Origin of the sequence: Synechococcus sp. HIMB2401 (genome assembly GCF_042883245.1) — a bacterium.
Classification (GTDB): Bacteria; Cyanobacteriota; Cyanobacteriia; order PCC-6307; family Cyanobiaceae; genus Parasynechococcus.
On the sequence record NZ_JBDJKK010000001.1, the window covers coordinates 362,975 to 388,478 of the forward strand.

Below are 25,504 nucleotides of genomic sequence, written 5' to 3' on the forward strand. Positions count from 1 at the left end.
GCCGGCCGCGCCAGGATGTAACGAATTCGTTACACGTTTCTCATGACCGTCGGAGAAATCTTCCTGGAGAGCCTCTCCACCGGGGTGATCACCGAGCACGAGGTGAACTGGCTGGCCTCCCACCAGACCAGCTTTGATCGGCCTGAGGAGGCTGCTGCTATCCGGCTCGGACGCCTCATGGACCAAGGCCAGATCAACCTCGGCTGCCGCCTGCCGGAGCCGATGCTGCGCCACCAGGAGGTGCTGGTGGACTGGATTGAACCCCTCGGCCGTCGCCGTCGCCGTCACCGTCAGAGTCAGAGTCAGCGCGCGGTGGCCTGAACAAGCAGCCCGTCCTTGGGAGTGGGGCTGGGGATCAGCTGCAGCGCCAAGTCTTGATCCGGTTGCAGCTGCAGCTCCACCGTCTGCAGCAGCCCCACCGCCATCAGCCGGATCTCCAGTTCCGCCAGGGCCTTGCCCAGGCAGACCCGTTCGCCGCCGCCGAAGGGCAGCAGCGTCTGCTTGAACGAGCCATCCAGGTGGCGTTGCGGTCGGAATGCCGCCAGATCCTCGTCATCACCGGCCGACGTCGGGCTCAGCACCACCTGAATCACGCTGCCTTCGGGAACGGCCACCCCCGCCAGCTCGATCGGAGCCAGGCTGCGCCGGAAGAAGCCTCCCACCGGCGGTGTCAGCCGCATCACCTCCAGCACCGTTGCGTCCAACCGTGCTGATGCCGCTTCGCTTGTCAATCCATCGCGCAACCAGTTCTCCACCTCCGGGTTGAGCAGCAGAGCCCGGAACAGGCAGCTCAGCGATGAGGCCGTTGTCTCGTAGCCGGCGAACAGCAATAGCAGCAGCTGTTCGGCCAGATCGTCATCGTCCAAAGGAATGCCGGCTTCATCCAAGCCTCCGCTCAGCAGATCAAGCCCGCCTTGGTTGGTCCCCGCCTGGAGCACGCCCTTGATCCGGTTCAGCAGCCGTTGGCGTGCCGCCATTGCCTTGGCGAAGGGGGTGCCGGGAAGTGCCAGCGGAATCGAGAACAGGGCCCGGGTCCAGATTTCGAAGTCGGCGAACAGGGCATCCCGGCTGGTGCCATCCAGCCCCAGCACGGTGGTTGCGATCACCGCAAAGGCGAAGCGCCGCATCCGTGCCGCCAGCGGCAGCGCTGTGGTGGTGGTGATCAGCTCCTGGCAGAGCTCTGCCACCATCTGCTGAATCGATGGGGTATAGCGGGCCAGTGCTGCGCTGGAGAACAGTTGCCCCACCACCCGGCGCCGGGCTTTGTGCCCCGGACCACTGCGGTTGGCCAGCGATCGGCTGCCCAGCAGTTGCCGCACGCTTTCGGGCCACCAGCCCTGCAAGGCATCCCCCTGCCCCAGCAGGTCGCCGATGGCCTTTTCGCCGCGGATGAACACCATCCGCTGGGCCAGCAGCTTGGTTTCGAACACATCGCCGTGGGTCTCAAAGCGCCGCTGGGCGAAGTCCCCTTGGGTGAAGAAGGCCAGGGTTTCCCCCAGTCCGCTCACGGCACCTGTGCTGGGGAGGGGGGTGGTGGCCATCGCAGCTCGGCGTGAGCTGACGTTCTAAGGCTGACAGTGCTGCAGACGCTGGCTATCTCAACGGGTGTGCTGCGCCTTCTCCGTGGAACTCAAGTCTCTGCTGTTTGTGCTGATCGCTCATCTGATCAGCGCTGGCCTCTCGAAAACCGTTGCCGCCCAGAAGGCGCGCAACAGCAACCGCTGGGCTGTTGCGGGTTTTCTGTTTGGACCGTTGGGGTTGATCGCTGCCGTTGGCATGCCGGACCGTCATCAGATCGTTTATCTGCGCTATCTGGCTGAGCAGCAGGGCTACCAACCCCGCCACGCCTGTGCTGGCAAGAAAGGCGAAGCCTGAATTCAGCGGCAGCGCTGAAAACGAACAATGCTGCGGGTGAGGCCTTTCTCGGGCCAGTTGGGCATCACCCGCCAGGGGGTGTGCACCGTGAGCATGTCGCCGTCGATCGCGAAATAGCGGGTCTGTTCCGTGCCCACCCATTCAGGATTCCAGGCCACATCCACCTGGGTGATCCAACGGTCATCCTCGAGCCGATAGATGCCGGTGTAGGCGATCATGCTGCTCAGCAGGGCTGATCGCTCCTCGGCATTGCTGCCCGGTTGGCGACCTTCCGCTGAGAGCATGAAGGAGAGACGCCCCTCCGCCGTGAAGATCACATAGCCGCTGGGGTTGTTCCCCATCGGTGCGAAGGTTTCGCCGTTGGATTGTTGTTCAACGTCGTAGCTCAACAATTGCCACGAGGCATGCACGCTGGTGGAACTGATCGCTTGGGTGGGCTGAACCGAACTGACGCTCACAACTGAATCTGTTCCTGAGCGGCAACCTATCGATCGTGGTCTGGCTTTGACAGCCTGAAGCGAGGCATTGCTGCGCAATTGATGCCATTGATTGCCGAACCAGTAGCGACGACAACGAAAGTGATCAGCGTGCTGGAGCGCGGCAGGGCCGCCAGCCCTGTTTCACCATCCCGTTCCAGGTGTCGATCGCGTTCTGATCAAGAACGCGGCGATGGCTGAGGGCTTGCGGTGGTTTGGGCGGGTCGTAGTGATACGTCCTGATTGAGACCCAGGCCGTGGTTTCTGAATTCAGTTCCGGCTTGAAATGCACCAGCCGCTGTTGGGTTGTGTTCACCAACCATCCCTGTCCACCCTGGTCAGGGTGTGATTGGGATTTTGATTGGTGCTGGGAGTTGGCCATTTGAACGCACTCTCGAGGCCAACTGTTTGACGCCGAGGGCTTTGTCAAACCACCAACACAAGCTGTTAACGCATGCTGATTTTTTGTTTTTGCAGCCAATGAACTGAATTCAATCCTTTTTCCCCTTGTGAGCAGCACAATATTTGTTCTAATAGAGAAGTAACGACCTCACAGACCCATGCTTACCGGAGCTGAATTGCTCAACCGCGTCAAGGAACTTGGCGATTGCGCCAAAACAGATCTGGCCAGAGGTTGTGGCTACGTCGTCAAAAAGAAAGACGGCTCAGAGCAGGTGAAATTCACCGCGTTCTACGAGGCTCTCCTTGAAGCCAAGGGACTTTCGTTCTCCACCGGTGGATCCGGTGTGGGCAAAGGTGGCCGCAAGCTGTCCTACAAAGCTGTGGTTCAGGGCAACGGCAATCTGTTGATTGGCAAGGCCTACACCGCCTTGCTGGAACTGCAGCCCGGCGATGAATATGAGATCAAGCTTGGACGCAAGCAGATCCGCCTGATTCCCGTTGGCGGTTCCGAAGAAGAGGATTGATCTCCGGTTCAGCAGCAACACCATTGTCCCCGTGGTTCCCTTAGGTTCCACGGTGACTTTTTTGGCTCCGATGCCCTATCAACCCACCAAGGAGCATCTGGACCATCAGATTCCAGACGCGTTCAAGAGCATCAACAGTTTGATGCGACAGCTGAAGCAGGACATCGGCATGGATGACCGCTACATCGCCCTGATGCTTGATGCGCTCTCGCGGGAGTATTCCGCCAAGCAGCCGATCCGAGAAGGTTTCGGCTTCCGCTGAAGATCAAGCTGTTGCTATCAACCGGTGGAACGGCGTCTCCCTTCACCCATGAAACGACTCCTGCTCGTCCACAACCTGGTGCACGGTCAGAGCGTTGTTCATGAATTGGATGACATGGACTTCGCCGTGGAGCTGGTGGAGGGCGATCCGGAAACCGACGATCAGGGCGAGATGGATGTGGAGAGTCGCTTTTTCATCCGCGTCGACAACGAATGATCCCGAGTTGACCTCAATGCCGACTCATCTCCCGTGCGCAGCTCAGCACAGAGATGATTGATCGGGTTGAATCAGCGCTATCGCGAAGGAATCCGTGGGTGGAAGGTGATGGCAACGCGCTACGTGCTTCGGACGGGGGAGGTGATCCACTCCAACCGCAACCCCGAGGAGCTCGACGTCTACTGCTACCGAACCGGCGCCAACGACCACACCTGTCTGCTGCTCTCCGATCAATCCGAAGCGGATTTCCTGCTCCGCTATGGATCTGACGAGTTGAACGTGGCCTATTGACGCCGCTCGGATCGTGGCCTGAATGGGTGGGCATCTAGGCAACGCCATGGACGACGTCAGGCTGCAACAGCTGCTTCAGGAGGCAGAAGAGCATCTCCGTGCCCGCAGCTGCCGCCAGCGCTATGAGCGCGCCGTGGTCCGTCTGCCCGACAGCCGCCGTGGCATCTGGTTCGGCGATGACAAGCGTGCGGCCTAAGACGCGCCGTTGACCAGAAGGGCTGGCTCCAGGGGGGCGTGCAGCAACTCAAAAACCGAATCGATGCGCTCAGCCTCCACCTGCGAGATCGAGAGCATCAAGGCCAGCAGATCGAGCCGTCGTCGCTCCTCGGCGGAATAGGGCCCATCCGAGCGCATCAGTTCTGAGGCCATGGCGTAGGCCGTGAGCGCTTGATCGGCCGTGAGTGCCTTGGCGGCCTCCAGCATCAGCGCCTTGGTGCCCCGCTCCAGGCGCATGGCCAGCACCGCATCCATCAGCAGCACCACCTCGTTCTCACTCATCCGGCAGTAGGGCTCGCGGTAATCGAGGGCATGCCGGAAGGCCCTGGCCCCAGCCCGGCTGAGGGTGTCGTCCCACGACACCGCGGTGAGGCCAACGGCCGCAAAAGCAGTGACGACATTCATCGGGAATGGCGCAAGCGTTGGCCAACTGTCAACGAATGGTCGCGATCCCTGTTGTTAAAAGCGCAACAGCTCTATGCAGATGAGTCGTTGCACCTAGTCGTCCTGACGAATTATTCCGGCAGGCGCTCCACGGCCACGTGCATGAACCGCTTCACCATGGCGATCGGCCAGCCTTCCCGCTGCAGGCCCTCAGCGATCTGATCGATCTGAATGCTGATTTCTTCGGCAACCAGCTCTTCCAGCAGCTGGTTCGAATGTTGCGTGGTGGTCATGGGCCGAGAGCACTGCATCGGGCCTAACCCACCTCGGCTGTGTTTCGCCACATTGATTTGGTCGCGTTCGGTTGCGGGCTTGCGAGGCTCCTGCCAGCTTGAAGGCATGAAACAGGCTTCCCTGCTCCGGCGCATCGGCACCTACCTGCTCGGCTTGGTGGATGAGTACTGGGCGATGCGGCGTCCCTGGCAGTACGGCGCCAAGCAACCCCAATGCGGGCTGCAGTGCGATGGCGACCATTGCGACCCCGTCGACTGAGTCGTCCCTGCAACGCGCACACCAACCATTTTTGATGGTTTGGCTCCCCGCAGCAATGCGCCTTTACACGGGTTGCCGTCGCTGATCGTCCCCACAACAGTGAGGTCAGCACTGGAGATGAGATGGAGTTCAAAAGCCGCATTTTTGCCACTTCGCGCGGGTCCACCATCGACGCCATTGGCGACGGCAAATATCTGGTGTGCAATCCGGCTTATTGCTTCATGGTGCATGGCCTGCGCCAGGCCCATGAGGCCGTGCAACGTCAGGAAAAGCCCGCGCTCTGAGCCATGGCTGAATACCGAATTCACTGCAAGCACTGCGGCTATGAGGGGCAGGCCAACTCCCGTTGGATCCCCTTCGTGCAGGTGCAGAAGCGGGGGCAGGATTGCCCCCATTGCGGTCGCCCCACCCTGCTGGAGCCCTGGTGCAGGCTGCGGGCTGAAGCGTCCATGCCTGATTACTGAAAGGTCTGCCAGCTGCTGGTGAGCCACTGGGGAGCCACGCTCCACCAGATGGCCGTGGCCACAAAAATGGCGGTGAGCCCGATCAGGCTGGTGATCAGCTCCTCTTGCCGGTTGTCGGAGCGAAGTTTCCTGGCTTTGCCCACGGTTGTTCTTGGATGCTTCCCTCGGTGTAAGGCCTCGGCTCGGCATTGGCCATCGGTCAAAACACCCGGCCGCAGCTCTGGCGATGATGGGTTCAGCGTCAGGGTCCGATGAGCACCGCCACGTTTGCTGAGTTCGCCGAACGGGCTGATTATTCCCTGCTGGAAGCCCTCACGCCTGACCCGGAGTCCACGGCGGATGGGGAGGACCACTGTCCCCGCCAGGTGCTCTCGGGCCACTACGTGCCGGTGACGCCCACCCCGATTCCCGAGCCCCAATACCTGGCGCACAGCCGCAGCCTGTTCAGCGAGCTGGGTCTCAGCGATGACCTGGCCCAGGACGATCAGTTCCGCCGCATGTTTTCCGGTGATCTCGGTGTGGCCACCGGTCCGATGCGGCCCTGGGGCTGGGCCACCGGCTACGCCCTCTCGATCTACGGCACCGAATACACCCAGCAGTGCCCCTTCGGAAATGGCAATGGCTACGGCGATGGCCGTGCCATGTCGGTGTTTGAGGGGGTGTTCGAAGGGCGCCGCTGGGAGATGCAGCTCAAAGGTGGCGGTCCCACCCCCTACTGCCGTGGCGCCGACGGGCGCGCCGTGCTCCGCTCCAGCGTCCGTGAATTTCTGGCGCAGGACTTCATGCATGCCCTCGGTGTGCCCACCTCCCGTTCGTTGACGCTCTACGTCTCTCACGCCGAGACGGTGCGTCGCCCCTGGTATTCCGAGAACTCACGTTCGATGGACCCGGACGTGATGGTCGATAACCCTGCCGCCATCAGCACCCGGGTGGCGCCATCGTTTCTGCGGGTGGGTCAGCTGGAGTTGTTCGCCCGCCGTGCCCGCAGTGAGGCCCATCCCCGGGCGCATCAGGAATTGCACCAGATCGTGGTGCACTTGATCGAACGTAATTACCGCCAGGAGATCGACCCTGGCCTGCCGTTCAGCGACCAGGTTGTGCTGTTGGCGCGCTTGTTCCGTGATCGGCTCACGACCCTCGTGGCGAACTGGATCCGTGTGGGCTACTGCCAGGGCAACTTCAACAGCGACAACTGCGCTGCCGGTGGCTTCACCCTCGACTACGGCCCGTTTGGCTTCTGCGAGCTGTTCGATCCGCGCTTTCAGCCCTGGACCGGTGGCGGTGCCCACTTCTGCTTCTTCAACCAGCCGGTGGCTGCGGAGGCCAACTACCGCATGTTCTGGAAATCCCTGCGCACGCTGATGGAGGGCCAGGCGGAGGTTCAGGCCCAACTGGATCAGTTGCTGGAGCAGTTCCCCGCTGCCATGCAGGAGGCCATGCAACGGATGTGGAGCAGCAAACTCGGCCTGCCCAGTGCTGACGACGCTCTGGTGCAAGAACTGTTGAAGCTCCTGGTGGAGTCCAGTGCCGATTATTCGATGTTCTTCCGTCGCTTGTCGGATCTGCCCGAGCAGATTGATCCGCTGCGGGACTGTTTCTATCTGCCCCTTTCGGATGCCCTCCAATCCCAGTGGAACGACTGGTTGCTGCGCTGGCGTGTCCAGTGGCCCAGTGGCGTTGATCCGGCCCTGATCTCTGCTGGCATGCGGCGGGTCAATCCGGCCATCACCTGGCGCGAATGGTTGATCGCTCCGGCCTACCAGCAGGCCGCCGAAGGCGACACCTCCTTGATGACTGAACTGCAGCAGCTGTTCAGCACCCCTTACGACACCCCGTCCGCCGACATGGCCGCCCGCTATGACCGCTTGAAACCGCGGGAGTTCTTCAGTGCCGGTGGGGTGTCCCACTACAGCTGTTCGTCTTGAGCGCCGACGACGTTCTGGAGTTCTGGTTCCAGCAGTGCCGTCCCTGGCAGTGGTTTCGTCGCCGCGACAGCTTTGATGCCCTGGTGCGAGAGCGATTCGGCGAGTCCGTTGAGCGCGCCCTCGCTGGAGAGCTGGACCACTGGAGCTGTGGGCCCAGCAGTGGTCTGGCCCTGGTGCTGCTGCTGGATCAATTCACCCGTCAGATCTGGCGTGGTGAAGCCAAGGCTTTTGCCGGAGATCCTCAGGCTCTGAAGCTGAGCCTGGCAGCGCTGGAGCGGGGATGGATCGCAGCGGAACCGCAACGACCGCGGCGGCAGTTCTGGCTGATGCCTCTTCTGCACAGCGAAGACATCAGCGTGGTGGCCCAGGCCATCCCTTTGCTGGAGCACTTCGCGGACGCTGCCACCACCGATGTGGCCCGCCGCCATCTCCTCCAGCTGCAGCGCTTTGGCCGCTATCCCCATCGCAATGCTGCTCTTGGACGGGTGAGTTCACCGGAGGAAATGGTGTTCACGCAGCAATCACAACCTTGAGGGTTCCTCGCCTTCGTCTTTCATCAGTCGCAGCGCTGCATTCATCACGGCAGCTTTCACGGCTCGGCGCTCCAGTCCCTGGCGTTCGAAGTGCCGAACGATGCGCGACAGGTCCCACCAGACGGCCACTTCCACTTCATCCATCTCATTGGCGACGTGGAGAGTCATGGTTGCGCTGGGTCTTAATTCAGCTGTAGCCCCGTGCCAGCACCGCCTGAGGCGTCTGCGGAATGACTGCTGAATTCAGTTGCAATTCAGCCTGAATGGTCGTTCGTGGCTAGGCAGCAAGTGGATGCCTCCCTTCACCGTGCAGCACTACTTGATTGTTTGGACGTTCCCGACCGTTGAGGGTGCGTGGGAGTCATGCCCTGGCTTTGCTGACTACATCAACTCGGGAGCACCGGGAGATGCCTTCGATGGCTTTGCTCTCAAATACCGCGTATGCGAACCGATCAGCGGTAGTGGTGTCGCCATTGCCGTGGCCAGTGACATCGGCAAGGTGTGGGCGCATCTCGGGCCCTGGATCAAGGACTTCGGCATTCAGTTCGAGGTCACTGCCGTGGTGTCCGATGCCGAATTTGCTGCGATGTGGCCGATGGTGGAAGCTGCAGCATCCGTCAGCTAAGACGGCTCCCCATCACACCATGGCCCGGCCTTGACGCTTGCCCTGCTTGAGCCCCTGCTGTTTCTTGCTGCGGCTGGTTCAGCTGCAGCGGGATTGCTGATCCTTCAGCTGGGGCTGCAACGGGTGTTTTCAGTGGCACCGCGCTTGAAGCTGGGCCAGGACGTTGCTGCTCCGGACACGTCGCTGACCGTGGTGATCCCCGCCTTCAACGAGGCCCACAACATTGAGGCCTGTATCGCCAGCGTTCTTTCCAATCAGCCCCCCTGCCGGGATTGGTCGGTGCTGGTGGTGGATGACGAGTCCAGCGATGCAACGGTGGACAACGCCCTCCGGGCTGGCTCTGCAGCGCCCCACTTCCGGCTGATCAAGGCCGGCCCCAGGCCCGTCAACGAACGCTGGGTGGGCAAGAACTGGGCCTGCAGCAGGGCCGTTGACCAGGTCTCCAGCGATTGGCTGTTGTTCATCGATGCCGATGTTCGGCTCAAGCCCGATGCCCTGAAACGGGCCCTGGCTCAGGCCCTTGATGAGCAGGCCGATCTGCTGAGCCTGGCGCCGCGGTTGAGTTGCGGATGCCTGGCGGAATGGATGGTTCAGCCGATCATGGCCAGCCTCCTGGGCCTCGGCTTTCCCATCCTCGAAACCAACGACCCGGCATCGCCGGTGGCGTTTGCGGCGGGGCCCTTCATGTTGTTCAAGGCCTCCACCTATGCGCAGATTGGTGGGCACCGGGCCCTGGCTGGCGAGGTGGTGGAAGATCTGGCCCTCGCCCGCGCCATCAAGGGAGGAGGCCATCGGCTGCGTTATCTCCTGGGGCTTGATGCGGTCGATCTGCGGATGTACAGCGACCTCGCGGCGCTCTGGGAGGGCTGGACCAAGAACTGGTTTCTGGGCCTGGACAAGGATCCCGTCAAAGCCCTTGGCGCCGCTTTGGTGGTGGTGTTGATGTTCACCGTGCCCTGGCTGTTGCTGCCGGCATCGCTCCTGCTGCTCTGGCTCCAACCCCTGCTGGCTTCGGCTTGGTGGTGGGTGTTGGCGCTGGCGAGCTTGGCCATCCTTCAACAGCTGCTGCTGCGGCTGTGGACGCGCAGCAACTTTGATGTGCCCCTCAGCTACTGGTGGCTGATGGGAGCCGGTGGGTTGCTGGTGGGTGCGATTGGCCCCGTCTCGATCTGGCGAACCCGCACGGGACGCGGGTGGACCTGGAAAGGCAGGGCTTTGAATTAGGCGTGGTGTCCCTTTTTGCGGGCATCTTCAGCCCGCCGCCGGATTGCCGCATGCCGGAATGCCTTTTCCAGCTTGGTCAATTTGGGTTGTTTGTCTTGCAGGGCAGCCTCGCCGCGGGCTTTGGCTGCGTTGATGAAATCGTCCGATTTGGTACCGCTGAGTCCACCCATTTCCATGCCTCAACTGAATCAAGCCTGGTTCCGTTGCGGCTTCATTGGGCTCGAAGCAAAGGCTTTCTATCGAATTCAGGTTTGAACGGAATTGCTTGGTAATCCTTGATCCCATCGATGAGCCATCCCCTCTGAAGGCTCGGCATCTGGCCGCTGTGTGCGAAGGTAAGCAGTCTTGATCAATTCTTTTTTTGACGATCTTTATCGGAAATCTCTCCTGGGACGCTGAGCGGGAGGATCTCATTCATCTGTTCGGTCAGTACGGCGAAGTGAGCAAGTGCTCCTTGCCCCTCGACCGGGAGACGGGCCGCAAGCGTGGTTTCGCTTTTGTTGACCTCAGCAGCGAAGCCGATGAGCAGTCGGCAATCGACGACCTGCAGAACGTTGAGTGGATGGGTCGCGCCATCTCAGTTCGCAAGGCCGAACCTCGCCGCTGAGCTTTACAAGAGCTTGTCTTCACCTCACTGTCCAAAACCACGTTCGGTTGTGGATGGTGAGGGTTTGTCGTGCGTTGTGTTGGGCTGTGGCTGTTGAGAGGCCTGCTGTTGTGAGGCTTGGTTGAACCGACTGTCGAGCCAACGCGAAACGATGTAGATCCCAATGAACATCGGGATGTAGATCTGATAGGCACTTTGTTGTTCAATCTCGAGCTGATTGACGACGGTGACAGCTGCGGTGCTGAGCACGAGGTAGATCCCGACGCGCCGAAACAGGGGTGATTTGAACAACGTTGTGAGAGCTCAAGCGTTTGATCATGTTCTCCTGCCGTTGAACTCCCTCAACTGGGGGATGTGCCGGACGTGCTTTACCTGCTGAATGGGGAGGCAATGCAACGCTCCGATGCCACCCGCCTATGACCTGATCATTGAGCGTGGAGGCTCGATCGTGGTGGAAACCATCGAGGCCTGTGACGAAGATGCTGCCTGGCGCGCTGGCCTGATGTTGCACATCGAGGCGCTGATGGCCGTGGTCTGCAGGGACGAACACGACCCCGAATCGACGCGGCCTTAGGGTTTTCTTAAGAGTTGGAGCGATGTTGTGATCGGTTTGATCGCCTCAGGTTTGTTCCTGGTGTTTCCCTCAATTCCCGGAGCGGATCTATCCCTGTTCCAACAGCTGAACAGGGAACTCGGTGCCCTCTGTCAGGAGCCACCCGCTTAGGCCATCAGGGTCTGTCGCCTCCATGCCCGCCTGGTGAACGGCTGAGTCAGCGCTCGTCCGGCACCACACCACAGGCAACCCGTGCTCCACCTCCACCGAGGGGGGGCTCGTCCCTGTAGGTGTCGCCGCCTGCATGAACAATCAGGGCTTTCCCCTTCAGGTCAGCGGTGCTGAGCCGAGGCGCCACCACGCTGGTGTTGGTCTTGCCGTCGTCATCCACCACCAGCCTGCTGAGATCGCCCCGGTGACCGTTTCCGAAGGGACCGAGGTGTTGACCCGTTTCGTCAGGGTCCCAGTGACCTCCTGCAGCCAAGCCGGCAACCGCGGTGCCTTCGGCGGTTTCGCCCACCTCGCAGCTTCCCGTGCTGTGGAGATGGAAGCCATGTTCCCCAGGGCTCAGCCCCGCCAGATCGGGATAAATCACCAGGCCTTGGTCGGTGTCTTGCGCTGTGACGCTGCCGATCGATTCGCCAATGCCGTTGGCATCAATGCGTTGCAGGGTCACTTCCAGGGCTCCGCACCAGCCCGGAGTGAGCGTGAGCAGGCCGATGAGCAGAACGAGCTGGGCGAGCAGGCGACGCATCACAGAACAGCGTGTTCTTGAATTGTCGCCCCCGGTTGGTGCCGTCTGCGGTGAAGATGGTGCGTCGTTCAGCTGATGCTTGGTAATGCGTTGGGAGTACACCCAGTTGCGCTTCGTGCCCCGGGGGAAGTCGTGGACCGGGGAAATCGAGGAGCTCTGGCTAGATGATCGCCAGCTGATCTCCAGAAGCCATCCGCAGCGTGACGTCACACTGGTGGGCTTGATGAATGAATTGGGTGAACAGGGCTGGGAATTGGTGACCTACGCCCAACCCTTCACCGGCTACCACGGCGGTTGTTACACCTTTAAGCGAAAGAAGTGATCAGGTGTTTCATAGGGTTCAGAGCGGGCTGGCGCTGATGTGCTGGGCCATGCCCATGAATCCAATCACGAGAAGTGCAACTGCAACTGTTGAGGCAAGGGATGCCAAGCCCATTTGTGTTTGATGGCTCAGGCTTTTCATGCATCAACCTCGTTTTTCAGATGCACGAGAATGCATTGCTCGTAGCAGCTGCCATCGTCGAGATTGCAGAGGGTTAGGCATTCAAAATAGGCATTCACTTGTGATTCGGTGACGCAGGCTTGAGCTGCGTTTGGTGATTCCAAATTTGTATTCAGCATGTCATTCTCAATTCGCAGGGAGACACTATGCTGATTTTCTTTTTTAGGCAATGAAATTATTGCGGCGGGTAAATACCTAGATGTAATTACCTATTTCGCTTCGATTGTGATGGTCGATCTTTGTTTTTGTTTGATCCCCTGCTTCTTATGGTGAGCCGATGAGCAAGGGCAACCCCGCTGAACGGCTCGAGGACGAGCTCGATCGTGCCAAGGCTCGTGGCCGTTGGCTCAGTGACGATGAGCAGGCTGCGCTGGATCGTGAAGCTGATGCCGAGGCCCTGCTGGTGGAGGCCAAGCAACAGCGTGATCGCAAGCTGATGGTCCTCACCGGGGTCTGCTTGTTGATTCCGCCGTTGTGGCCTGTGGCCCTCGGGCTGACCCTGTTCCTTCTCTATCCAGACACCATGGCCAGGATCGGGCTGGCCGCCGCGATCACCTTGCTGCTGGGAGGATTGCTGTTGGCCGGCGTGCTCGGTTTGGCGATGGTCTGGCTGATTCAGTTGCTGTTCTGATCAGATCTGTTGGGATCAGATCTGTTGGGATCAGATCTGTTGGGATCAGTTTCTTCATTTCACCACCGTCATGCCGACGGGGGCCAGGGCAATCAAAGCCAGCTTGATGTGCTGAATGCCAAAGGGAATGCCGATGATCGTGACAAAACAGGCCAGGGCACTGCTGAGGTGACCCAAGGCCAGCCACCAGCCGGCCACAAGAAACCAGATCACATTGCCGAGCGCACCCAGGGGACCCGTCCCCAGATCGCCTCGTCCCCTGAGCTGACGACGGCTCACGGCTTCGGAGCCGAAGGGCCAGAGCGAGAAACAGCCGATCACCCAGCACGACCGTGCCCACGGCAGGCCAACGAGGGTGATGGCGCAGATCAACGCGGCCAGCCACCAGGCCAGAGCCATGGGAAGTCCGCCGAGAACAACCCAGAGCAGGTTGAGCATCATCGAGATCATGTCTCCATTGTCACGGCAAGCCCAAAGCTCATTCGTTAAATTCTGTAAAAGGTGTTTGACCAGGCATGGCGGGCAGTTTCGGGATTGTTGGTTGCGGTTATGTGGGATCCGCTGTCGCCACCCATCTCAGGCGCCAGGGCCATGAGGTTGTAGGCACCACCACCAGCCCTGGACGGTTGGCTGAACTCTGCGATTTGGTCGACCACCCTCGCCTCTACAGCGCGGGCGATCCGATGGCGGATGCCAGCTTCCTGGATCGGCTCGATGGCGTGCTGATTGCGATGGCGCCCACCACCACCACCTTTGAAGAAGATCAGTACGAGAAGGTTTATGGCCAGGCGGTGCCGGCCATTGTTGAGGCGCTGCGTCAGCGCCAGGGGCGCCGGCCGCTGCATGTGACTTACTTGAGCAGTGCAGGGGTGTATGGCGATCAGGCCGGCGCGATCTGCAATGAGCTGACCCCTCCGGATTGTTCCAACAACGCCAACGCTCTTCTGGCCAGCGCCGAGACGTCTGTTCTTTCCTTGAACGACGCTTCAATCCAGGCCTGTGTGCTGCGCCTCGGTGGTATTTACGGTCCTGGCAAGGACATCCCCTCGTACATCCGCAGTGCTGCTGGGCAGTCGGTTCGCAAGAACGGCAATCACATCAATGCCTGGGTTCATCTTCACGACATCATTCGCGGTGTTGATTTCGCCTTCGGCCGGCGGCTCCAAGGCATCTACAACCTTGTGGATGATCTCCAGTTCACCCGGCGTCAGCTTTCCAATGCCTTGTGTGATGACTTCGGATTGCCCCCTGTGATCTGGGACAACCACGATCGCCCCGGTGCACGCATCTTCAATGCCCGTGTCAGCAACGCCCGGCTGCGTGAAATCGGATTTCAGCCCAGCGTCAGCTCCATGCTGGAACCTGTTGCGGCCTGAGGTTCCATCCCCGCATAGCGAAGCTGTTCAATCTTCGCGGTGGATTTGATTTTTCGATACAGATTGAGCATCTGTTTCTCATTTTTCGTTGTTGATGTAAAGCAGGATTGCGGAATCCACGTTCAACTTGCTGCGTTGATTAGACCCTACGCATTCAACGCGGTGGCGCTGTGAAAGACGACTCGTTCTGCATCGAATTTGCCTCCTCCTTGGCCTTGATGTTGCTGGAGCTGAATGCTGAACTTCTCGAGCTCGCAGACGAAGCCTCCAACGTCACAGCCGATCTTTCTGTTGTTGAGCTTGAGCGTGCCTGCTGATGCTGGATCGCATTCGTGCCGTCTTTGCTGAAGCCCAAGCCGAGGGCATGGATCAGCTGTACGACGTCATCAATGCGGCGCGTGATCTTGCACCGGATTCAGACTTTCAGGCCTGTTACGACCTGGTGATGGCATCCGGTGGCCCGGAAGTGGAAACCTGGATCAACTTCACGGTGGCCACAGCCACCTGCTTCGATCTTGACGATCAACCAGAGCCGGAACAGTTTCTTTTCGTTCTCGAGGAGTGTTGTGATGCCCGTCGGGAGAAGCAGCGGGCTCAGCCTTCCGAATAACGCAGTGCCTTGAGGCTCATCACCAGATGGGTGCGAAAACTTCCCAGCGCCATCACCTGCTTGGGCGAACGCGTGTCGCTTACGGCATCGCCCTGTCCTTCAATCCAACGGAGCAACTCCTGGGTTTGGTCAGCCCATGCACTCAGTGCTGCGCGGAGCAATTCGTCGTCGCTGAGTTGCCCTTCAGGAACGGCGGATGTGTCCATCGCCGCTTTCAGTAAGGCGTTGAGTTGCTGATGGCTCAGCGCGTCAGGAACAGAGGGATCGGGATCGATGCTTAAGAGAATCTTTAGGCGTGTCTCGACCGTAGTTCAGGGGTATCGGTTGCGACCACCCGTGTTTTGGCTCATTGCGTCAGCGTGATCGAGCTTGATCCGGGTCAACGCTCAGCCCGCGGGTGGCGAGGGCCAGGCGCCTGGCTGCCAACAGGGCTGGATAAGCCAGTGCTGAACGTTGGTCGTCACTGAACAGCTTGGCCAGCAGCCCGAGCAGGGGATCGCTGGGGTTCATGCGCCGGCTGAGTTCTGCAATGGCTTCGCTGCCATGCCACTTCTGCTCCCCTTCGATCAGCACGGCGCCATTGCGCAAAGGCAGGCCGAGGGCATTGAGCTCACGACGGATCTTGTGATCGGCGCGTCCGTCAACAATGCGCAGGTTGGGAACACCCGCCTGGAGCTCACTGCGGAGGGCGAACTCTCGACAGAATGGGCATCCGCCGTCGTAGATGAGGGTCAACAGCATTGCTGAATTCTGTCGCGAAGGGCCTGGCCCTGGCGTTGTTGTTGCTCTGCTTGTTGGTGGCTCCCCAGCCGTCATGGGCCGATTGGATCTGCGATGGGGATCGGCTCAGTGTTGAGATCACGCGGGGAGCCGTTGATCTCACCGGGTTGGCGGAAGGCATTCCCAACACGTTGGAGGGAACCCTGCCGGGGGACGGAGTGCTGCTGCGCTGGCGCGATGTGGAGTTGCAGCTACCGCGCACCAACAATGCAGGTGCCCCCAGTTACACCGATGGCCGTTGGTGGTGGCGGGTCGTTGATCAATCTGCGCCGGAATTTTGGGAACGCCGCGGCACGGTGATTCGCCACCAATGTGAGCTGATCTGAGCCTTCGTCCTGCTACCGCCGTTTTCGCTTGCGGCGGTTGGCCTTGCGGGTTCCTCCATAGCGATAACCAGCTTGTTCGCGAAAGTTCGGCCAGCAGGTTTCGCACACCAGGATCCAGTCCGCGAGTCGGGCGGTGCTCACCCGGAAATGCACGTCTCCCGGCTGTCTGCAGTGATCACAACAGAATCTTTTGTTTTTCCACAGTTTTTCAACCGACTCCTCGAGCGCATCGGTGCCCTGAAGCTTCTCCTGAGGATTGCTTGCTTCGTTCACAGCAGGGAGCGCTTCGTTGCCACTTGAGGCGTTTTCGAAATCACTGATGCATTTGTTGCTTGAAAACAACGGCCAGCACAGCATTCTTCACATTGAACGGCAGGATGTGCCGGGGACTGCTGAGCATCTGAGGCTTGTTTTCCACGCCGATGGCCAAAACCACTGTGCTCTCCAGGATCAGTTGTTTTGGCCCTGTGGAAAAGCTGTGTATAACTCTACGAATCGCTTGGAACTTGGGCGTTGATGGAGGCTTTTAGGGCGGCCATCTCGTGGGCGGTGAGGTGAGCTTCGACGGCCTCAGGGGTGTTGTTCAGATAGTGGATCCATGCCTCGTAGCACTCTTCCTGCGTTGCTGATGGGTTCTGACCTTCACCAACTCCTGCGCTGATCAGAAGCTCTTCAATCCTGGCCAGCCGAGCTTCGATCCGGCCCAAGCGGCTGCCGATGGCATCGTCCTGTTGCATCACCTGCGGATGGGCGGTGGGTCCCGTGATTGTTGCGGAGAGCGCCTGGGTTGACGCTGTAGTACATGTGCACTAAAACAGATGTACTGCTCCGAAACCCATGGCTGCGAGTTCTCCTTACGCCACCTTCTGCGCTGACGAGTGGATGCGTCATTCCTTGATCCGACCCCGCAAGGCGTTTCCGGCTGCAGCCTCAGCCGTGGCGAAGCCTCGTGCCAGGCCCACCGCTTCTGTTCGAGCCTGTGATGCTGTGCAGGGGGAGCTTTTTCTCTTTCCCGTCGTCATCTGCTGAGTCTTGGTCTCTGCGACAAACATTTGCAGGAGTCGCTGTTTGCCCCCTGTTCTGCCAGGGTGATCAGTGGTTTTTATTGCCAGACCATGCTGTTGTTCGCTTCCCAGACAGCTCCAGGCGGTCCGACTGTCATTCTTCCGGCTCTGTTGATCACCGGACTTCTCGTTGCAGCATCCCAGGCGTTCGTTCCCAAGGGCGGCGACAAGAACTGAGCCCTGCCGTTCGCCTTATCGAAGGGCTGAGAGAACATCAGCCCCGAAAGCATTGGCATCAAATCCAGGCTTTTTGGGTGTCTGTCCCAGTCGCACGATCACCGCGCGCTGGGATGGAGCCACCAGAAGAAGTTGTCCCTGATAGCCCTCAGCTGAATAGCTGTCATTGGGCAGATCGGGCCTTGATTTGCGGCGGCTGAGCCACCAATGCGCGCCATAGGCCTGCTTGGATCCCCGCGAAGCCTTCCGTGCCTGCCGAACCCAGGTTGCAGGCAGAAGTTGCTTGCCGTTCCAGCGGCCCTGATCCAGGTACAACTGGCCAAAGCGGGCCCAATCGCGTCCGCTGGCCCACACCAGTGATGAGCCCACCAAGGTTCCACTGTTGTCGCTTTCGAGAACAGCAGTCGTCATCCCGAGAGGATCGAACAACGCTTGGTTAGGAAAGCTCCAGTAGTGCTGATCGTCATCGATTGCGTGTCTCAGGATCCGGCTGAGGATGTTGGTGGTTCCGGATGAATAGCTCCACTTTTTTCCTGGTTTTTTGCTGAGGGGTTGGCTGGCGGCGAACCCTGCCATGTCGGCTTCCTGGGTCAGCATCCGCACCAGATCCGAGTTCAGCGTTCCCGTCGATTCCTCGAAAGCCAGCCCGCTGTTCATTCGCAGCAGCTGATCCAGGCTGATCCTTTGGCGTGGATCCTGCGGACCGCTCCATTCGGGCACCTTCGGTGGCTTGTCTGGATCCAGTAGCCCTTCTTGGATGGCCCGTCCGATTAGGGCATGGGTGATGCTTTTGCTCATCGACCAGCCAATCAGTGGCATGTCGGGCTGGATGCCTTGGGCGTAGCGCTCGGCGATCACCCAGCCGTTCTGCACCACCACAACGGCGCGGGTGCGTTTTGGTGTGAGTGGCTCGTTCTCTTCAAAGGCGCGATCGAGGGCGTTCTTTAGCGCTTGTTCGTCAATCTCTGGCGGTTTTGCAGGGGCTGTGGCGATCAGGGGCCAGGGGGAGCCAATGGGCTGGGACGTCGCGAAGCCAGGCTCGTTTCGCTGGTGCAGTCGGGGCGAGGGATGCCCGTTGATCTGCCATGTGCAGCCCCGTTCACCGTTTTGAATCGCTTCAGCTCGAATCAGCCCAAACAGGGCGCTTGCTTCAACGCGCCCAGCGTTTGGTTCGATCCGGGTTTGGATCATCCCCTTGCCGGCGGCCAGGTCTTGCTTGAGCACCTGGTCTGGATCCATCCCCGCCACCAGCACGCTGCTGCAGAGCTGTTTGGCACTGAAACTTGTCCCTGCTTTTGCGAATGTGATCAGCTTCCGCAACGGAGGTTCCAGGCCTGCGGTGGCGCTGAAGGCGACGGCCGCCATTGAGATCACCACAGTGCGCCACTGCTGCTTTGTCACCCTCAACGGCCATGAAAAAAGCGGGGGTGTCCCCGCTTCAATCATGAATGGAGCGTTGGCTTCAGTACACGTCGTAGCTGACGCCGCGGTAACGCAGTTCCCGTCCGCCGCTTGGGTGCTGTTGTTGGTCGATCGGTTCGTAGGCGACGCCGCGATAGCGCAGCACCTTGGTTTTGGTTCCTACCGGGGTGTGGACCCGGTCGGTGTGGCCTTGGCGGCGGTAGGCCCGTGCCATCTGTGTTCTGGCCGATTCGATGGCCTGATTGCGCACAGTCCGTGCCTTGATCAGTTGAAGTGTGTTCATCTCTCTCTTGCGCGGTGCCCACGCCCCCGTTGCCTGGCGTGGATCTGACTGCGGCCTGTTGATGAGGCTCAACGTGGTTACACCCTAGCCTCAATCTGTATCAACGGCTACTGTTTTTTCTGCTTCTTTTTGGGTGGCGTTGCCAGCATGGTCCTGGATGAAGACAGCGCTTGTCTGAGGCAGTTCCTCTGGTGTGCATCTGCGGGCCGTCTGCGTCCGGCAAAACAACCCTGGCCGCCCGTCTGGCTGAGAAGCTGTCTGCAAGGGGGCGTCATCCCCTGTTGATCGCCTGCGACGACTACTACCGCTGTGGTTGGTCGCCCAACTCGCGCTATGGCTTCGACACGGTGGATGCCATTGACGCGGATCAGCTGAGGTTGCAACTCAGCGCTGTTCGCTACCGCCAGTTGGACGCGCTGCGCAGCTACGACATGCGCAGCCGCAAGGTCAGCTTCAGGTTGTTGCAGCAGCCCTATGACCTGGTTCTGGTGGAAGGCTCCTACGGGCCACAGCATCTGTTGGAGGCTGTGCCCATCTCGCTGGTTGTGTACGTCGAAACCCCACTGCTGCAGAGGTTGATCAAGCGCCTCTGGCGTGATGTTCGCGACAGGCAGAGGCCGGCTTCCTATGTGATTCGCCAGATGCTGCGCGAAATGCTCCCGGGTGAGCGTCGCTTCATTCACCCTTTGAAGCGTCGCGCAGATCTTGTTGTTCGGGGCTACAACTTCGATCTGGAGCCGATTCTCAGCAGAATTGGATAGCTGCTTAAGCCTTGATCAGTCTCAGTGGCTTGATTCTGCGTAGGCCTGTGCATCTGGAGGCTGATTGGCTGGTGGTTTGCCCTGGCTGATTCCATCAGCAAGTCTGCTTTTTAGGGCGAGACATCTTCTTTTTAGGGCGAGACAGCAGGCGCGAGATTTTCGCCATCCATCGACCCGGTGCCGCTTGTTGCGTCGAAACAACCGCTGCTCTTTGCTTGGCTGACGCAGGGTTTGGGCCTGAAGGTTCTGATAGCGCCCAGCGGAAATCCATCAAGGATCGTGGCTTGCCGGCCGGGGACTGAGCCAGCACCTGCTGGCGAAGCTGACGTTGATTGCGCAACAACCTCAAAGGCACCTTCTTGCACCATGGCTCAAGCAGGTCCTGTTCCGCCAGCAGGGGCCTCTCGTTCATCACAGGCGTCAGACAGTGCCCGCCCAGGGGCGACAGGTTCAGACCTTGTTTCCTTCGTCGTCCCAGTACTCGATTCTGTTCACGCCAAGATCGTCTTGTTTGAGTTTGGCGGCGATCTCCTTGGCCCTCGCCCTCAGATACAGCTCATCGGTCACCAGGCTTTGGTAAACGATCTCCTCCAGGGTTTCTGCGGGAGCTTCTGAGACGATCTGCTTCACGTCGTCCTTGCTCAGCTTCACGTCAGTTCGAATGCTGACGATCTGCTCGAAGTTGAACTCGATTTCGTTGATGACCGATTCCATGGGCTCCCTGACAGGCAAAAAGAAACCCCCGCCAAAGGCAGGGGTTCTAAAACATCTCGCAGGAGTGTGTCCTTGTTTCCACCCTGTGAGACGTTATTCCTCACACAATTCCAATATGCCAATCCGATGCGTGCGCTGGGATTGCTGATGGACAGCCTCGCAGTTGGCCCCAGCCACCTGTCTCAAAGTTCAACCGCGTCGCCCCAGGCCGGAGATGTAAGGCGCTTCCAGCCCTGGGTCTGCAAGGACGCCCAGAGTTGTTCTGCTTCGGCCTTTCGCAGGTGTCGGCGTTCCTTCAGCAGCGGAGGGCCGTCAGGTAGGCGCCGGCCTCTGTCGATGAAGACCTTCGGTTCATGGATCCATCCTTTCTGATCGCGATGGAATCGCCAGATCCAGCGGTCGTCGCTGTCAATTAGCCAGCCCTCTCCCATGACCATGCTGCAAGTACATCAGTACTAGCAATGGTGGGTTTGGCTGGTCAAGTGGTCTTCTGGTTCAGGCCCAGGCCAAAAAAAAGGAGCAGGCCCCTCAGCCCACCCCCTCCGTGACGCATGGAAAGCACCACTGCTTTCGTGATGCACTTTCCAAGACGATGGCGCTTTGGTGGGTATCGATCCGCACGCTTTTAGGCATTACTGCTTAGTAAGAACTGTTCTCATTCGCGGGATGATTCCGTAGGCGCGAGCATCACTGCCAACGCTTCGGGGAGTTGAACGAGCGCAGGTTCCCTCGCCTGCGCCTCCCCCAAGCATTCATGGGAGCAGGGTGCGGATCCGGCTGCCTTGGCGCCGATGGGCTGATCCAGCTACCAACCCTTCAGGATCTTCCGCGTCATGGCCTCCTTCAACATCAGCATCGAGGGTGGTGCCAGCTTTTCGTGCCCTGATGACACGTACATCCTCGATGCAGCCGAGGAGGCTGGCGTGGATCTGCCCTATTCCTGCCGGGCCGGCGCCTGTTCCACCTGCGCCGGCCGTTTGGTGAGTGGCTCAGTGGATCAGATCGATCAGAGCTTTCTCGATGATGATCAGATCGGCCAGGGGTTTGCCCTCCTTTGTGTGAGCTACCCCACCGCTGATTGCGTGATTAAGGCCAACGCTGAAGAGCTGCTGTCTTGATCAGGGCTTGCGTGTGATCACAGGGCGGCGCCGTTTCGGATAGAGCTCACGGCACATGGGGCAGACGGTTCCGTCGCAGCCCCGTGCTGTGCAGAACTCACGGCCCCAGAAAATGATCTGCAGGTGCAGTCGGTTCCAGTGCTCCTTGGGGAACAGGCGCTTGAGGTCCTGTTCCGTGCGCGCCACACTGCTGCCGTCGCTCAATCCCCAGCGCTGGGCCAGCCGGTGGATGTGGGTGTCGACGGGGAAGGCAGGCACGCCGAAGGCCTGGGCCATCACCACGCTGGCTGTCTTGTGGCCCACGCCGGGTAAGGCTTCGAGTTCCTCAAAGCTCTGCGGAACGTCGCCGTCGTAGGACGTCACCAGAATCTGGGCAAGGCGGCGCACGTTTCTGGCCTTGGTTTTGGCCAGCCCGAGTTGCCGGATGAACGCCAGGATCTGCTCCTCCTCGAGTTCTGCCATGGCGGCGGGTGTTGGCCCAGCGGCAAACAGCGCCGGCGTCACCTCATTCACCTTCTTGTCTGTGCACTGGGCACTCAGCAGAACAGCGATCAGCAGGGTGAACGGATCACTGTGATCAAGGGGGATCGGTGTTTCCGGGTATTGCTCGTGGAGGCGCTGCAGAATCACCTCCACCCGCTCAGACCTGCGCACGGGTGTTCAGTGGGTGAGGTGATCTTGGTGCTTCGGTGATTGCATCGCTTCGTTGCAGCCTTTCCCTGCCATTGCCGAGATTGTTTTAGTACCAACTGATGCGATTCTCGATCAGGCCGCGTCGGCACGCATTGCCCCTTTTGAACTGGAACCGTTCGGCAGGAGTGCTGCTGGTTGTGGTGGCCGTGATGCTGGCCTCCTGCCGCAGCCGAGATCAGGACGTCAGCACGGATTCACGCCCCCAGGTGCTCACCACCTTCACGGTTTTGGCCGATCTGGCCCGCAACGTGGCGGGTGATCGGTTGCAGGTGGCTTCGATCGTCAAGCCCGGTGCAGAGATCCACGGCTACCAACCAACCCCCAGTGACATCGAACGCGCCAGCAAGGCGAATCTGATTGTTGAGAACGGGTTGGGGTTGGAGTTGTGGGCCCAGCGTTTCACGGCTGCAGCGGGGGATGTGCCCACCATCACTCTTTCGGAAGGGATGGAGCCTCTGCTGATCACGGAGGACGCCTATTCCGGCAAGCCCAATCCCCATGCCTGGATGTCCCCCCAGCGCACGATGGGGTACGTGGACCATCTGGAGCGGGCCTTCAGCCAACTCGATCCAGCCGGGGGGGAGGACTTTGCCGCTAACGCGTCGGCCTACAAAGCCAAGCTCCAGGCCCTCGATCAGGAGCTGCGCACGGCGATTGCCGCGCTGCCGGCCCAGCAACGGCTGCTGGTGAGTTGCGAGGGAGCCTTCACTTATCTGGCAGCGGATTACGGACTTGAGGAGGCCTATCTCTGGCCGGTGAATGCCGAAAGCGAGATCACACCCAAACGCATGGCACGGTTGATCGACACGGTGCGAGAGCGCGAGGTGCCAGCCGTTTTCTGTGAAAGCACCGTGAGCGATAAAGCCCAACGGGAGGTGGCAGCGGCGGCAGGGGCGCGATTCGGTGGAACCTTTTACGTGGATTCCCTCTCGCCTCCGGATGGGCCTGCCCCCACCCTGTTGGAATTGCAGCGGCACAATGTGGGTCTGATCCGCAAGGGCCTGGACCTGTCCGAGAGCAACCGCTGATGCGCATTCAGGCCGACCAGCTCTGTGTGGACTACAACGGCACCGTTGCCCTGTACGACGCCAGCCTGCACCTGCCAGCCGGTTGCATCTGCGGTTTGGTGGGCATGAACGGTGCCGGTAAATCGACGTTCTTCAAGGCTCTCACTGGGTTTGTTCGCCCTTCGCGCGGCAGAATCCGCATCAACGGCAGCAGCGTTGCCGAAGCCCAGCGGCATCAAGCGGTGGCCTATGTGCCGCAGAGCGAAGGGGTGGATGCCCAGTTCCCCGTGTCGGTGTGGGATGTGGTGATGATGGGCCGCTACGGCGCGATGAATGCGTTGCGGATTCCCCGCAGCTCCGATCGTGTGGCTGTGCGGGACGCCTTGACGCGGGTTGATCTGCTGGAGCTGGCCGATCGTCCCCTTGGCACCCTCTCCGGTGGTCAGCGCAAGCGCACGTTCCTGGCTCGAGCCATCGCCCAGCGCGCTGACGTGCTGCTGCTGGATGAGCCCTTCAATGGGGTTGATGTGCGCACGGAGCAGCTGATGGCTCAGCTGTTTCTTCAGTTCCGCGACGAGGGCCGCACGATCCTGATCTCCACCCACGACCTGGGCCACGTTCGTGATTTTTGCGATCTGGTGGTTCTGATCAACAAGACCGTGCTGGCCTACGGGGAAACCTCAGAGGTGTTCACCCCCGAGAACCTCGCCATGACTTTCGGTGGCGTGCCGCCCGATCTGCTGACGGGCAACAGCTCCCCGGAGGAGACGTTCTAAATCAGAGCTCTCCCGCGTCCGTCGTCATGGTCCGAAAGGCGTCGGGCATCAGGGCAACGAGAGCCTGCTCCAGGTCTTGCATGAACACCTGCATCGCCTCGCGACGGTTGCTGCGGTACTGATTCAGGCGAGGCCGCACGGGCAAGGCTCGTCCGAGTTGCACCTCCACCCGTTGTGGGCCGAGGCTGGGCTGACCCTTCCAGGGCTTGTCTTCGATCCAGCCGATCGCTTCCTCCACCAGCAGCAACATTTCGGCAAAGCGGTCAAAGTCGGGTCGATCACTGATGTAATGGCCACTCACGCTGGTGAAATGCTCCACCAGTCGCATGCGAGTGAGTTGGAGGTCGGCTTCCCGTGCCTCCCAGTCCGCCAGGCTCCGCTCCAGTGGCGGAAGCTGATCAACACCCTCCCGGTAGATCCGATCCCAGGCGGCCTGCTCGATCCGGCGGCAGCGCTCCTGGAGATTGCCGACGGCACGCAGGCCGAAATGGGTCTCGGCTTTGGCCAGGCCATGCCGGCGGTAGGCATCAATCCGTTCGCTGAAGGTCTGAGCTGGATCGGGCTTCAGCCGTTCGAGCTGCTCAAGGGCTTTGAGCAGATTCATGCCGATCTGGATCAGCCGGTCGCGGCTGCTGGTCTCGGGATTGTCCGGGCCGGCGTCGGGGGAGGAGATGCCGAGATGGCGTTCGAGGCAAGCCAACCGCGCTTCGAGGGCGATCCAGTTGGGGTGCCTCCAGCTGTAGTGAATGCCGATGGGCAACACAACCAGTGGCCGCTCGTCGTTGGCTTTCTCCAGATCCTCAGCGGCCCAGAACGCCAGCTGGGCCACCCCCGGCTCCAAGGGCGCCATCTCGCCGGGGAGGTTGTTGGTGGCTCCTTCCGGTGCCACCACCAGCGGGTAGCGCCCCTGGGCCAGAGCCCCGCGGGCCTGGGCCAGCGCTTGGCGATCCAAGCGGTCGCGGGGGATTGCGATGCCGCCACTGCGTGCAACAGCCAGCCGATCACCGGGCCAGCCCAGATCGGAATGCCGCGGTCGTAGAGAAACCGCAGCTGGATGGGTCGTGGCAGCTGCAGCTTGAGTCGCCGTGCGGCCCGGGGAATGCCGTTCCAGAACAGATCCGCCATCACCACAGGATCACGGGTGCTGGGGTGCCGAAAGGCGATCAGCAGATTGCAGCCCCCCGACTGCTGGGCTGCAAAGGCCTTGGTCAGGGCTTCTGCCGCATCACGATGGCTCAGCTCAAGGCCCTGACTGCGGAAGAGCAGCGGAAGCAGACGGCTGACCACGGCTTGAACCATCCGGCTGGGACGGGTGGGCAGCCGGCGCAGTGCGGGACGAGCGTTCTGGGTGGAGGCGCGGGGCATCGAACCGACTGCAGCG

The 25,504-nt window shown here is 60.3% G+C and carries 47 protein-coding genes; 27 read left to right on the forward strand and 20 right to left on the reverse strand.

The window, feature by feature from the left end; genetic code table 11:
* Positions 1–42 precede the first annotated feature (42 nt).
* Complete coding sequence (locus AAXE93_RS02260) at positions 43–321, forward strand: hypothetical protein (RefSeq protein ID WP_390127754.1); 279 nt, start codon at positions 43–45, stop codon at positions 319–321.
* On the opposite strand, the gene AAXE93_RS02265 is transcribed toward AAXE93_RS02260, so the two are convergent.
* Positions 303–1,541, reverse strand: a complete 1,239-nt coding sequence (locus AAXE93_RS02265; RefSeq protein WP_390127756.1) for a cytochrome P450 — start codon at positions 1,539–1,541, stop codon at positions 303–305. The two genes, AAXE93_RS02260 and AAXE93_RS02265, sit on opposite strands and share 19 nt — an antisense overlap.
* An 82-nt stretch (positions 1,542–1,623) precedes the next feature.
* On the opposite strand from AAXE93_RS02265, the gene AAXE93_RS02270 reads away from it, so the two are divergent.
* Positions 1,624–1,875, forward strand: a complete 252-nt coding sequence (locus AAXE93_RS02270; RefSeq protein ID WP_390127758.1) for a hypothetical protein — start codon at positions 1,624–1,626, stop codon at positions 1,873–1,875.
* Between the two features lie 2 nt (positions 1,876–1,877).
* On the opposite strand, the gene AAXE93_RS02275 is transcribed toward AAXE93_RS02270, so the two are convergent.
* Together AAXE93_RS02275 and AAXE93_RS02280 are read right to left on the reverse strand one after the other, a co-directional pair.
* Positions 1,878–2,333, reverse strand: a complete 456-nt coding sequence (locus tag AAXE93_RS02275; protein ID WP_390127760.1) for a lipocalin-like domain-containing protein — start codon at positions 2,331–2,333, stop codon at positions 1,878–1,880.
* A 124-nt stretch (positions 2,334–2,457) separates the two neighbouring features.
* A complete protein-coding gene (locus AAXE93_RS02280; RefSeq protein WP_390127762.1) occupies positions 2,458–2,667 on the reverse strand; it encodes a DUF1651 domain-containing protein in 210 nt (69 codons plus the stop codon).
* A gap of 244 nt (positions 2,668–2,911) precedes the next feature.
* Here AAXE93_RS02280 and AAXE93_RS02285 point away from each other — a divergent pair, with 244 nt between their 5' ends.
* The 5 genes from AAXE93_RS02285 (at position 2,912) to AAXE93_RS02305 (ending at position 4,242) form a co-directional block, all read left to right on the forward strand.
* On the forward strand, positions 2,912–3,277 hold the full coding sequence (locus AAXE93_RS02285; RefSeq protein ID WP_006850785.1) for an AbrB family transcriptional regulator: 366 nt from the start codon (positions 2,912–2,914) through the stop codon (positions 3,275–3,277).
* Positions 3,278–3,347: 70 nt separating this feature from the next.
* Complete coding sequence (locus tag AAXE93_RS02290) at positions 3,348–3,539, forward strand: hypothetical protein (RefSeq protein ID WP_115132746.1); 192 nt, start codon at positions 3,348–3,350, stop codon at positions 3,537–3,539.
* Between the two features lie 48 nt (positions 3,540–3,587).
* Entirely contained in the window at positions 3,588–3,755 is a 168-nt protein-coding gene (locus AAXE93_RS02295; protein ID WP_390127766.1) for a hypothetical protein, read from the forward strand.
* A gap of 57 nt (positions 3,756–3,812) precedes the next feature.
* Positions 3,813–4,046 (forward strand): hypothetical protein, encoded by a 234-nt coding sequence (locus tag AAXE93_RS02300; RefSeq protein WP_390127768.1) that lies wholly within the window; start codon positions 3,813–3,815, stop codon positions 4,044–4,046.
* Positions 4,047–4,092: 46 nt separating this feature from the next.
* Positions 4,093–4,242: a hypothetical protein gene (locus AAXE93_RS02305; RefSeq protein ID WP_170950621.1), complete on the forward strand. Its 150-nt coding sequence runs from the start codon at positions 4,093–4,095 to the stop codon at positions 4,240–4,242.
* Here AAXE93_RS02305 and AAXE93_RS02310 read toward each other — a convergent pair.
* Together AAXE93_RS02310 and AAXE93_RS02315 are read right to left on the reverse strand one after the other, a co-directional pair.
* Positions 4,239–4,667 (reverse strand): tellurite resistance TerB family protein, encoded by a 429-nt coding sequence (locus AAXE93_RS02310; RefSeq protein ID WP_390127770.1) that lies wholly within the window; start codon positions 4,665–4,667, stop codon positions 4,239–4,241. The two genes, AAXE93_RS02305 and AAXE93_RS02310, sit on opposite strands and share 4 nt — an antisense overlap.
* A gap of 110 nt (positions 4,668–4,777) precedes the next feature.
* Positions 4,778–4,939 carry a hypothetical protein gene (locus AAXE93_RS02315; RefSeq protein WP_244276003.1) on the reverse strand — a complete coding sequence of 54 codons (162 nt, stop codon included), beginning with the start codon at positions 4,937–4,939 and terminating at the stop codon, positions 4,778–4,780.
* Between the two features lie 106 nt (positions 4,940–5,045).
* Between AAXE93_RS02315 and AAXE93_RS02320 the strand changes: the two genes are divergently transcribed.
* The 3 genes from AAXE93_RS02320 to AAXE93_RS02330 all read left to right on the forward strand — a co-directional run bounded on the left by AAXE93_RS02320 (position 5,046) and on the right by AAXE93_RS02330 (position 5,662).
* The gene (locus AAXE93_RS02320; RefSeq protein ID WP_170951022.1) at positions 5,046–5,198 is read left to right on the forward strand and encodes a hypothetical protein; all 153 of its coding nucleotides are present in this window, start codon (positions 5,046–5,048) and stop codon (positions 5,196–5,198) included.
* Between the two features lie 122 nt (positions 5,199–5,320).
* The gene (locus AAXE93_RS02325) at positions 5,321–5,482 is read left to right on the forward strand and encodes a hypothetical protein (protein WP_170950619.1); all 162 of its coding nucleotides are present in this window, start codon (positions 5,321–5,323) and stop codon (positions 5,480–5,482) included.
* 3 nt (positions 5,483–5,485) lie between these two features.
* Positions 5,486–5,662: a hypothetical protein gene (locus AAXE93_RS02330; protein ID WP_170951021.1), complete on the forward strand. Its 177-nt coding sequence runs from the start codon at positions 5,486–5,488 to the stop codon at positions 5,660–5,662.
* Here AAXE93_RS02330 and AAXE93_RS02335 read toward each other — a convergent pair.
* The gene (locus AAXE93_RS02335; RefSeq protein ID WP_170950618.1) at positions 5,656–5,805 is read right to left on the reverse strand and encodes a hypothetical protein; all 150 of its coding nucleotides are present in this window, start codon (positions 5,803–5,805) and stop codon (positions 5,656–5,658) included. The genes AAXE93_RS02330 and AAXE93_RS02335 overlap by 7 nt on opposite strands.
* A 108-nt stretch (positions 5,806–5,913) precedes the next feature.
* Here AAXE93_RS02335 and AAXE93_RS02340 point away from each other — a divergent pair, with 108 nt between their 5' ends.
* Together AAXE93_RS02340 and AAXE93_RS02345 are read left to right on the forward strand one after the other, a co-directional pair.
* Positions 5,914–7,587, forward strand: coding sequence for a protein adenylyltransferase SelO family protein (locus AAXE93_RS02340; RefSeq protein WP_390127774.1), 1,674 nt, complete (start codon positions 5,914–5,916; stop codon positions 7,585–7,587).
* Positions 7,584–8,120 (forward strand): DUF924 family protein, encoded by a 537-nt coding sequence (locus tag AAXE93_RS02345; RefSeq protein WP_390127776.1) that lies wholly within the window; start codon positions 7,584–7,586, stop codon positions 8,118–8,120. The genes AAXE93_RS02340 and AAXE93_RS02345 overlap by 4 nt, the downstream gene beginning before the upstream one ends.
* On the opposite strand, the gene AAXE93_RS02350 is transcribed toward AAXE93_RS02345, so the two are convergent.
* Entirely contained in the window at positions 8,109–8,288 is a 180-nt protein-coding gene (locus AAXE93_RS02350) for a hypothetical protein (RefSeq protein WP_186510404.1), read from the reverse strand. The two genes, AAXE93_RS02345 and AAXE93_RS02350, sit on opposite strands and share 12 nt — an antisense overlap.
* 139 nt (positions 8,289–8,427) lie before the next feature.
* Here AAXE93_RS02350 and AAXE93_RS02355 point away from each other — a divergent pair, with 139 nt between their 5' ends.
* From AAXE93_RS02355 to AAXE93_RS02370, 4 genes are all read left to right on the forward strand, one after another.
* Entirely contained in the window at positions 8,428–8,745 is a 318-nt protein-coding gene (locus AAXE93_RS02355) for a DUF3303 domain-containing protein (RefSeq protein ID WP_025362236.1), read from the forward strand.
* A gap of 30 nt (positions 8,746–8,775) precedes the next feature.
* Positions 8,776–9,969: a glycosyltransferase gene (locus AAXE93_RS02360; RefSeq protein ID WP_390127779.1), complete on the forward strand. Its 1,194-nt coding sequence runs from the start codon at positions 8,776–8,778 to the stop codon at positions 9,967–9,969.
* Positions 9,939–10,241 carry a hypothetical protein gene (locus AAXE93_RS02365; RefSeq protein WP_390127782.1) on the forward strand — a complete coding sequence of 101 codons (303 nt, stop codon included), beginning with the start codon at positions 9,939–9,941 and terminating at the stop codon, positions 10,239–10,241. The genes AAXE93_RS02360 and AAXE93_RS02365 overlap by 31 nt, the downstream gene beginning before the upstream one ends.
* 89 nt (positions 10,242–10,330) lie before the next feature.
* Positions 10,331–10,576: an RNA-binding protein gene (locus AAXE93_RS02370; RefSeq protein WP_006850138.1), complete on the forward strand. Its 246-nt coding sequence runs from the start codon at positions 10,331–10,333 to the stop codon at positions 10,574–10,576.
* A gap of 24 nt (positions 10,577–10,600) precedes the next feature.
* Here AAXE93_RS02370 and AAXE93_RS02375 read toward each other — a convergent pair whose 3' ends face one another.
* Positions 10,601–10,867 carry a hypothetical protein gene (locus tag AAXE93_RS02375; RefSeq protein ID WP_390127785.1) on the reverse strand — a complete coding sequence of 89 codons (267 nt, stop codon included), beginning with the start codon at positions 10,865–10,867 and terminating at the stop codon, positions 10,601–10,603.
* A gap of 112 nt (positions 10,868–10,979) precedes the next feature.
* On the opposite strand from AAXE93_RS02375, the gene AAXE93_RS02380 reads away from it, so the two are divergent.
* Positions 10,980–11,150: a hypothetical protein gene (locus AAXE93_RS02380; RefSeq protein ID WP_390127787.1), complete on the forward strand. Its 171-nt coding sequence runs from the start codon at positions 10,980–10,982 to the stop codon at positions 11,148–11,150.
* A gap of 196 nt (positions 11,151–11,346) precedes the next feature.
* On the opposite strand, the gene sodC is transcribed toward AAXE93_RS02380, so the two are convergent.
* Entirely contained in the window at positions 11,347–11,883 is a 537-nt protein-coding gene (gene sodC, locus AAXE93_RS02385) for a superoxide dismutase [Cu-Zn] SodC (protein ID WP_390127789.1), read from the reverse strand.
* Between the two features lie 85 nt (positions 11,884–11,968).
* Between sodC and AAXE93_RS02390 the strand changes: the two genes are divergently transcribed.
* Together AAXE93_RS02390 and AAXE93_RS02395 are read left to right on the forward strand one after the other, a co-directional pair.
* Entirely contained in the window at positions 11,969–12,205 is a 237-nt protein-coding gene (locus AAXE93_RS02390; protein WP_115082512.1) for a hypothetical protein, read from the forward strand.
* 457 nt (positions 12,206–12,662) lie between these two features.
* Complete coding sequence (locus AAXE93_RS02395; protein WP_115132735.1) at positions 12,663–13,016, forward strand: hypothetical protein; 354 nt, start codon at positions 12,663–12,665, stop codon at positions 13,014–13,016.
* 54 nt (positions 13,017–13,070) lie between these two features.
* Here AAXE93_RS02395 and AAXE93_RS02400 read toward each other — a convergent pair whose 3' ends face one another.
* Positions 13,071–13,466, reverse strand: coding sequence for a YccF domain-containing protein (locus AAXE93_RS02400; RefSeq protein ID WP_390127792.1), 396 nt, complete (start codon positions 13,464–13,466; stop codon positions 13,071–13,073).
* A gap of 65 nt (positions 13,467–13,531) precedes the next feature.
* Here AAXE93_RS02400 and AAXE93_RS02405 point away from each other — a divergent pair, with 65 nt between their 5' ends.
* From AAXE93_RS02405 to AAXE93_RS02415, 3 genes are all read left to right on the forward strand, one after another.
* Positions 13,532–14,392: an SDR family oxidoreductase gene (locus AAXE93_RS02405; protein WP_390127795.1), complete on the forward strand. Its 861-nt coding sequence runs from the start codon at positions 13,532–13,534 to the stop codon at positions 14,390–14,392.
* Positions 14,393–14,562: 170 nt separating this feature from the next.
* Complete coding sequence (locus tag AAXE93_RS02410) at positions 14,563–14,709, forward strand: hypothetical protein (RefSeq protein WP_390127797.1); 147 nt, start codon at positions 14,563–14,565, stop codon at positions 14,707–14,709.
* Positions 14,709–15,002 (forward strand): hypothetical protein, encoded by a 294-nt coding sequence (locus tag AAXE93_RS02415; RefSeq protein ID WP_390127799.1) that lies wholly within the window; start codon positions 14,709–14,711, stop codon positions 15,000–15,002. Before AAXE93_RS02410 ends, AAXE93_RS02415 begins: the two co-directional genes overlap by 1 nt.
* On the opposite strand, the gene AAXE93_RS02420 is transcribed toward AAXE93_RS02415, so the two are convergent.
* Together AAXE93_RS02420 and AAXE93_RS02425 are read right to left on the reverse strand one after the other, a co-directional pair.
* On the reverse strand, positions 14,987–15,208 hold the full coding sequence (locus AAXE93_RS02420; protein ID WP_390127801.1) for a hypothetical protein: 222 nt from the start codon (positions 15,206–15,208) through the stop codon (positions 14,987–14,989). The two genes, AAXE93_RS02415 and AAXE93_RS02420, sit on opposite strands and share 16 nt — an antisense overlap.
* A gap of 148 nt (positions 15,209–15,356) precedes the next feature.
* Entirely contained in the window at positions 15,357–15,743 is a 387-nt protein-coding gene (locus tag AAXE93_RS02425; protein WP_390127804.1) for a DCC1-like thiol-disulfide oxidoreductase family protein, read from the reverse strand.
* Here AAXE93_RS02425 and AAXE93_RS02430 point away from each other — a divergent pair.
* Entirely contained in the window at positions 15,743–16,108 is a 366-nt protein-coding gene (locus tag AAXE93_RS02430) for a hypothetical protein (protein WP_390127807.1), read from the forward strand. The two genes, AAXE93_RS02425 and AAXE93_RS02430, sit on opposite strands and share 1 nt — an antisense overlap.
* Positions 16,109–16,120: 12 nt before the next feature.
* Here the strand turns inward: AAXE93_RS02430 and AAXE93_RS02435 are convergent, their stop codons facing one another.
* The 4 genes from AAXE93_RS02435 to AAXE93_RS02450 all read right to left on the reverse strand — a co-directional run bounded on the left by AAXE93_RS02435 (position 16,121) and on the right by AAXE93_RS02450 (position 19,054).
* Positions 16,121–16,381, reverse strand: coding sequence for a hypothetical protein (locus AAXE93_RS02435; RefSeq protein ID WP_390127809.1), 261 nt, complete (start codon positions 16,379–16,381; stop codon positions 16,121–16,123).
* 215 nt (positions 16,382–16,596) lie between these two features.
* Positions 16,597–16,845, reverse strand: a complete 249-nt coding sequence (locus AAXE93_RS02440) for a hypothetical protein (RefSeq protein ID WP_390127811.1) — start codon at positions 16,843–16,845, stop codon at positions 16,597–16,599.
* 519 nt (positions 16,846–17,364) lie between these two features.
* Positions 17,365–18,750 carry a serine hydrolase domain-containing protein gene (locus AAXE93_RS02445; protein WP_390127814.1) on the reverse strand — a complete coding sequence of 462 codons (1,386 nt, stop codon included), beginning with the start codon at positions 18,748–18,750 and terminating at the stop codon, positions 17,365–17,367.
* A gap of 61 nt (positions 18,751–18,811) precedes the next feature.
* Complete coding sequence (locus AAXE93_RS02450; protein ID WP_390127817.1) at positions 18,812–19,054, reverse strand: hypothetical protein; 243 nt, start codon at positions 19,052–19,054, stop codon at positions 18,812–18,814.
* 170 nt (positions 19,055–19,224) lie between these two features.
* Here AAXE93_RS02450 and AAXE93_RS02455 point away from each other — a divergent pair, with 170 nt between their 5' ends.
* Complete coding sequence (locus AAXE93_RS02455; RefSeq protein WP_390127819.1) at positions 19,225–19,815, forward strand: nucleoside kinase; 591 nt, start codon at positions 19,225–19,227, stop codon at positions 19,813–19,815.
* Between the two features lie 450 nt (positions 19,816–20,265).
* On the opposite strand, the gene AAXE93_RS02460 is transcribed toward AAXE93_RS02455, so the two are convergent.
* Together AAXE93_RS02460 and AAXE93_RS02465 are read right to left on the reverse strand one after the other, a co-directional pair.
* Entirely contained in the window at positions 20,266–20,529 is a 264-nt protein-coding gene (locus tag AAXE93_RS02460) for a hypothetical protein (RefSeq protein ID WP_390127821.1), read from the reverse strand.
* A gap of 182 nt (positions 20,530–20,711) precedes the next feature.
* Complete coding sequence (locus AAXE93_RS02465; protein WP_390127823.1) at positions 20,712–20,960, reverse strand: DUF1651 domain-containing protein; 249 nt, start codon at positions 20,958–20,960, stop codon at positions 20,712–20,714.
* A 402-nt stretch (positions 20,961–21,362) separates the two neighbouring features.
* On the opposite strand from AAXE93_RS02465, the gene AAXE93_RS02470 reads away from it, so the two are divergent.
* Entirely contained in the window at positions 21,363–21,647 is a 285-nt protein-coding gene (locus AAXE93_RS02470) for a 2Fe-2S iron-sulfur cluster-binding protein (protein ID WP_390127825.1), read from the forward strand.
* Here the strand turns inward: AAXE93_RS02470 and nth are convergent, their stop codons facing one another.
* On the reverse strand, positions 21,648–22,301 hold the full coding sequence (nth, locus tag AAXE93_RS02475) for an endonuclease III (RefSeq protein ID WP_390127827.1): 654 nt from the start codon (positions 22,299–22,301) through the stop codon (positions 21,648–21,650).
* A gap of 188 nt (positions 22,302–22,489) precedes the next feature.
* Between nth and AAXE93_RS02480 the strand changes: the two genes are divergently transcribed.
* Together AAXE93_RS02480 and AAXE93_RS02485 are read left to right on the forward strand one after the other, a co-directional pair.
* On the forward strand, positions 22,490–23,368 hold the full coding sequence (locus AAXE93_RS02480; protein ID WP_390128656.1) for a metal ABC transporter substrate-binding protein: 879 nt from the start codon (positions 22,490–22,492) through the stop codon (positions 23,366–23,368).
* A complete protein-coding gene (locus tag AAXE93_RS02485; protein WP_114989297.1) occupies positions 23,368–24,123 on the forward strand; it encodes a metal ABC transporter ATP-binding protein in 756 nt (251 codons plus the stop codon). Before AAXE93_RS02480 ends, AAXE93_RS02485 begins: the two co-directional genes overlap by 1 nt.
* Position 24,124: 1 nt before the next feature.
* Here the strand turns inward: AAXE93_RS02485 and AAXE93_RS02490 are convergent, their stop codons facing one another.
* Positions 24,125–25,075 carry a glycerol acyltransferase gene (locus AAXE93_RS02490; protein ID WP_390127829.1) on the reverse strand — a complete coding sequence of 317 codons (951 nt, stop codon included), beginning with the start codon at positions 25,073–25,075 and terminating at the stop codon, positions 24,125–24,127.
* Positions 25,076–25,504: the final 429 nt, after the last annotated feature.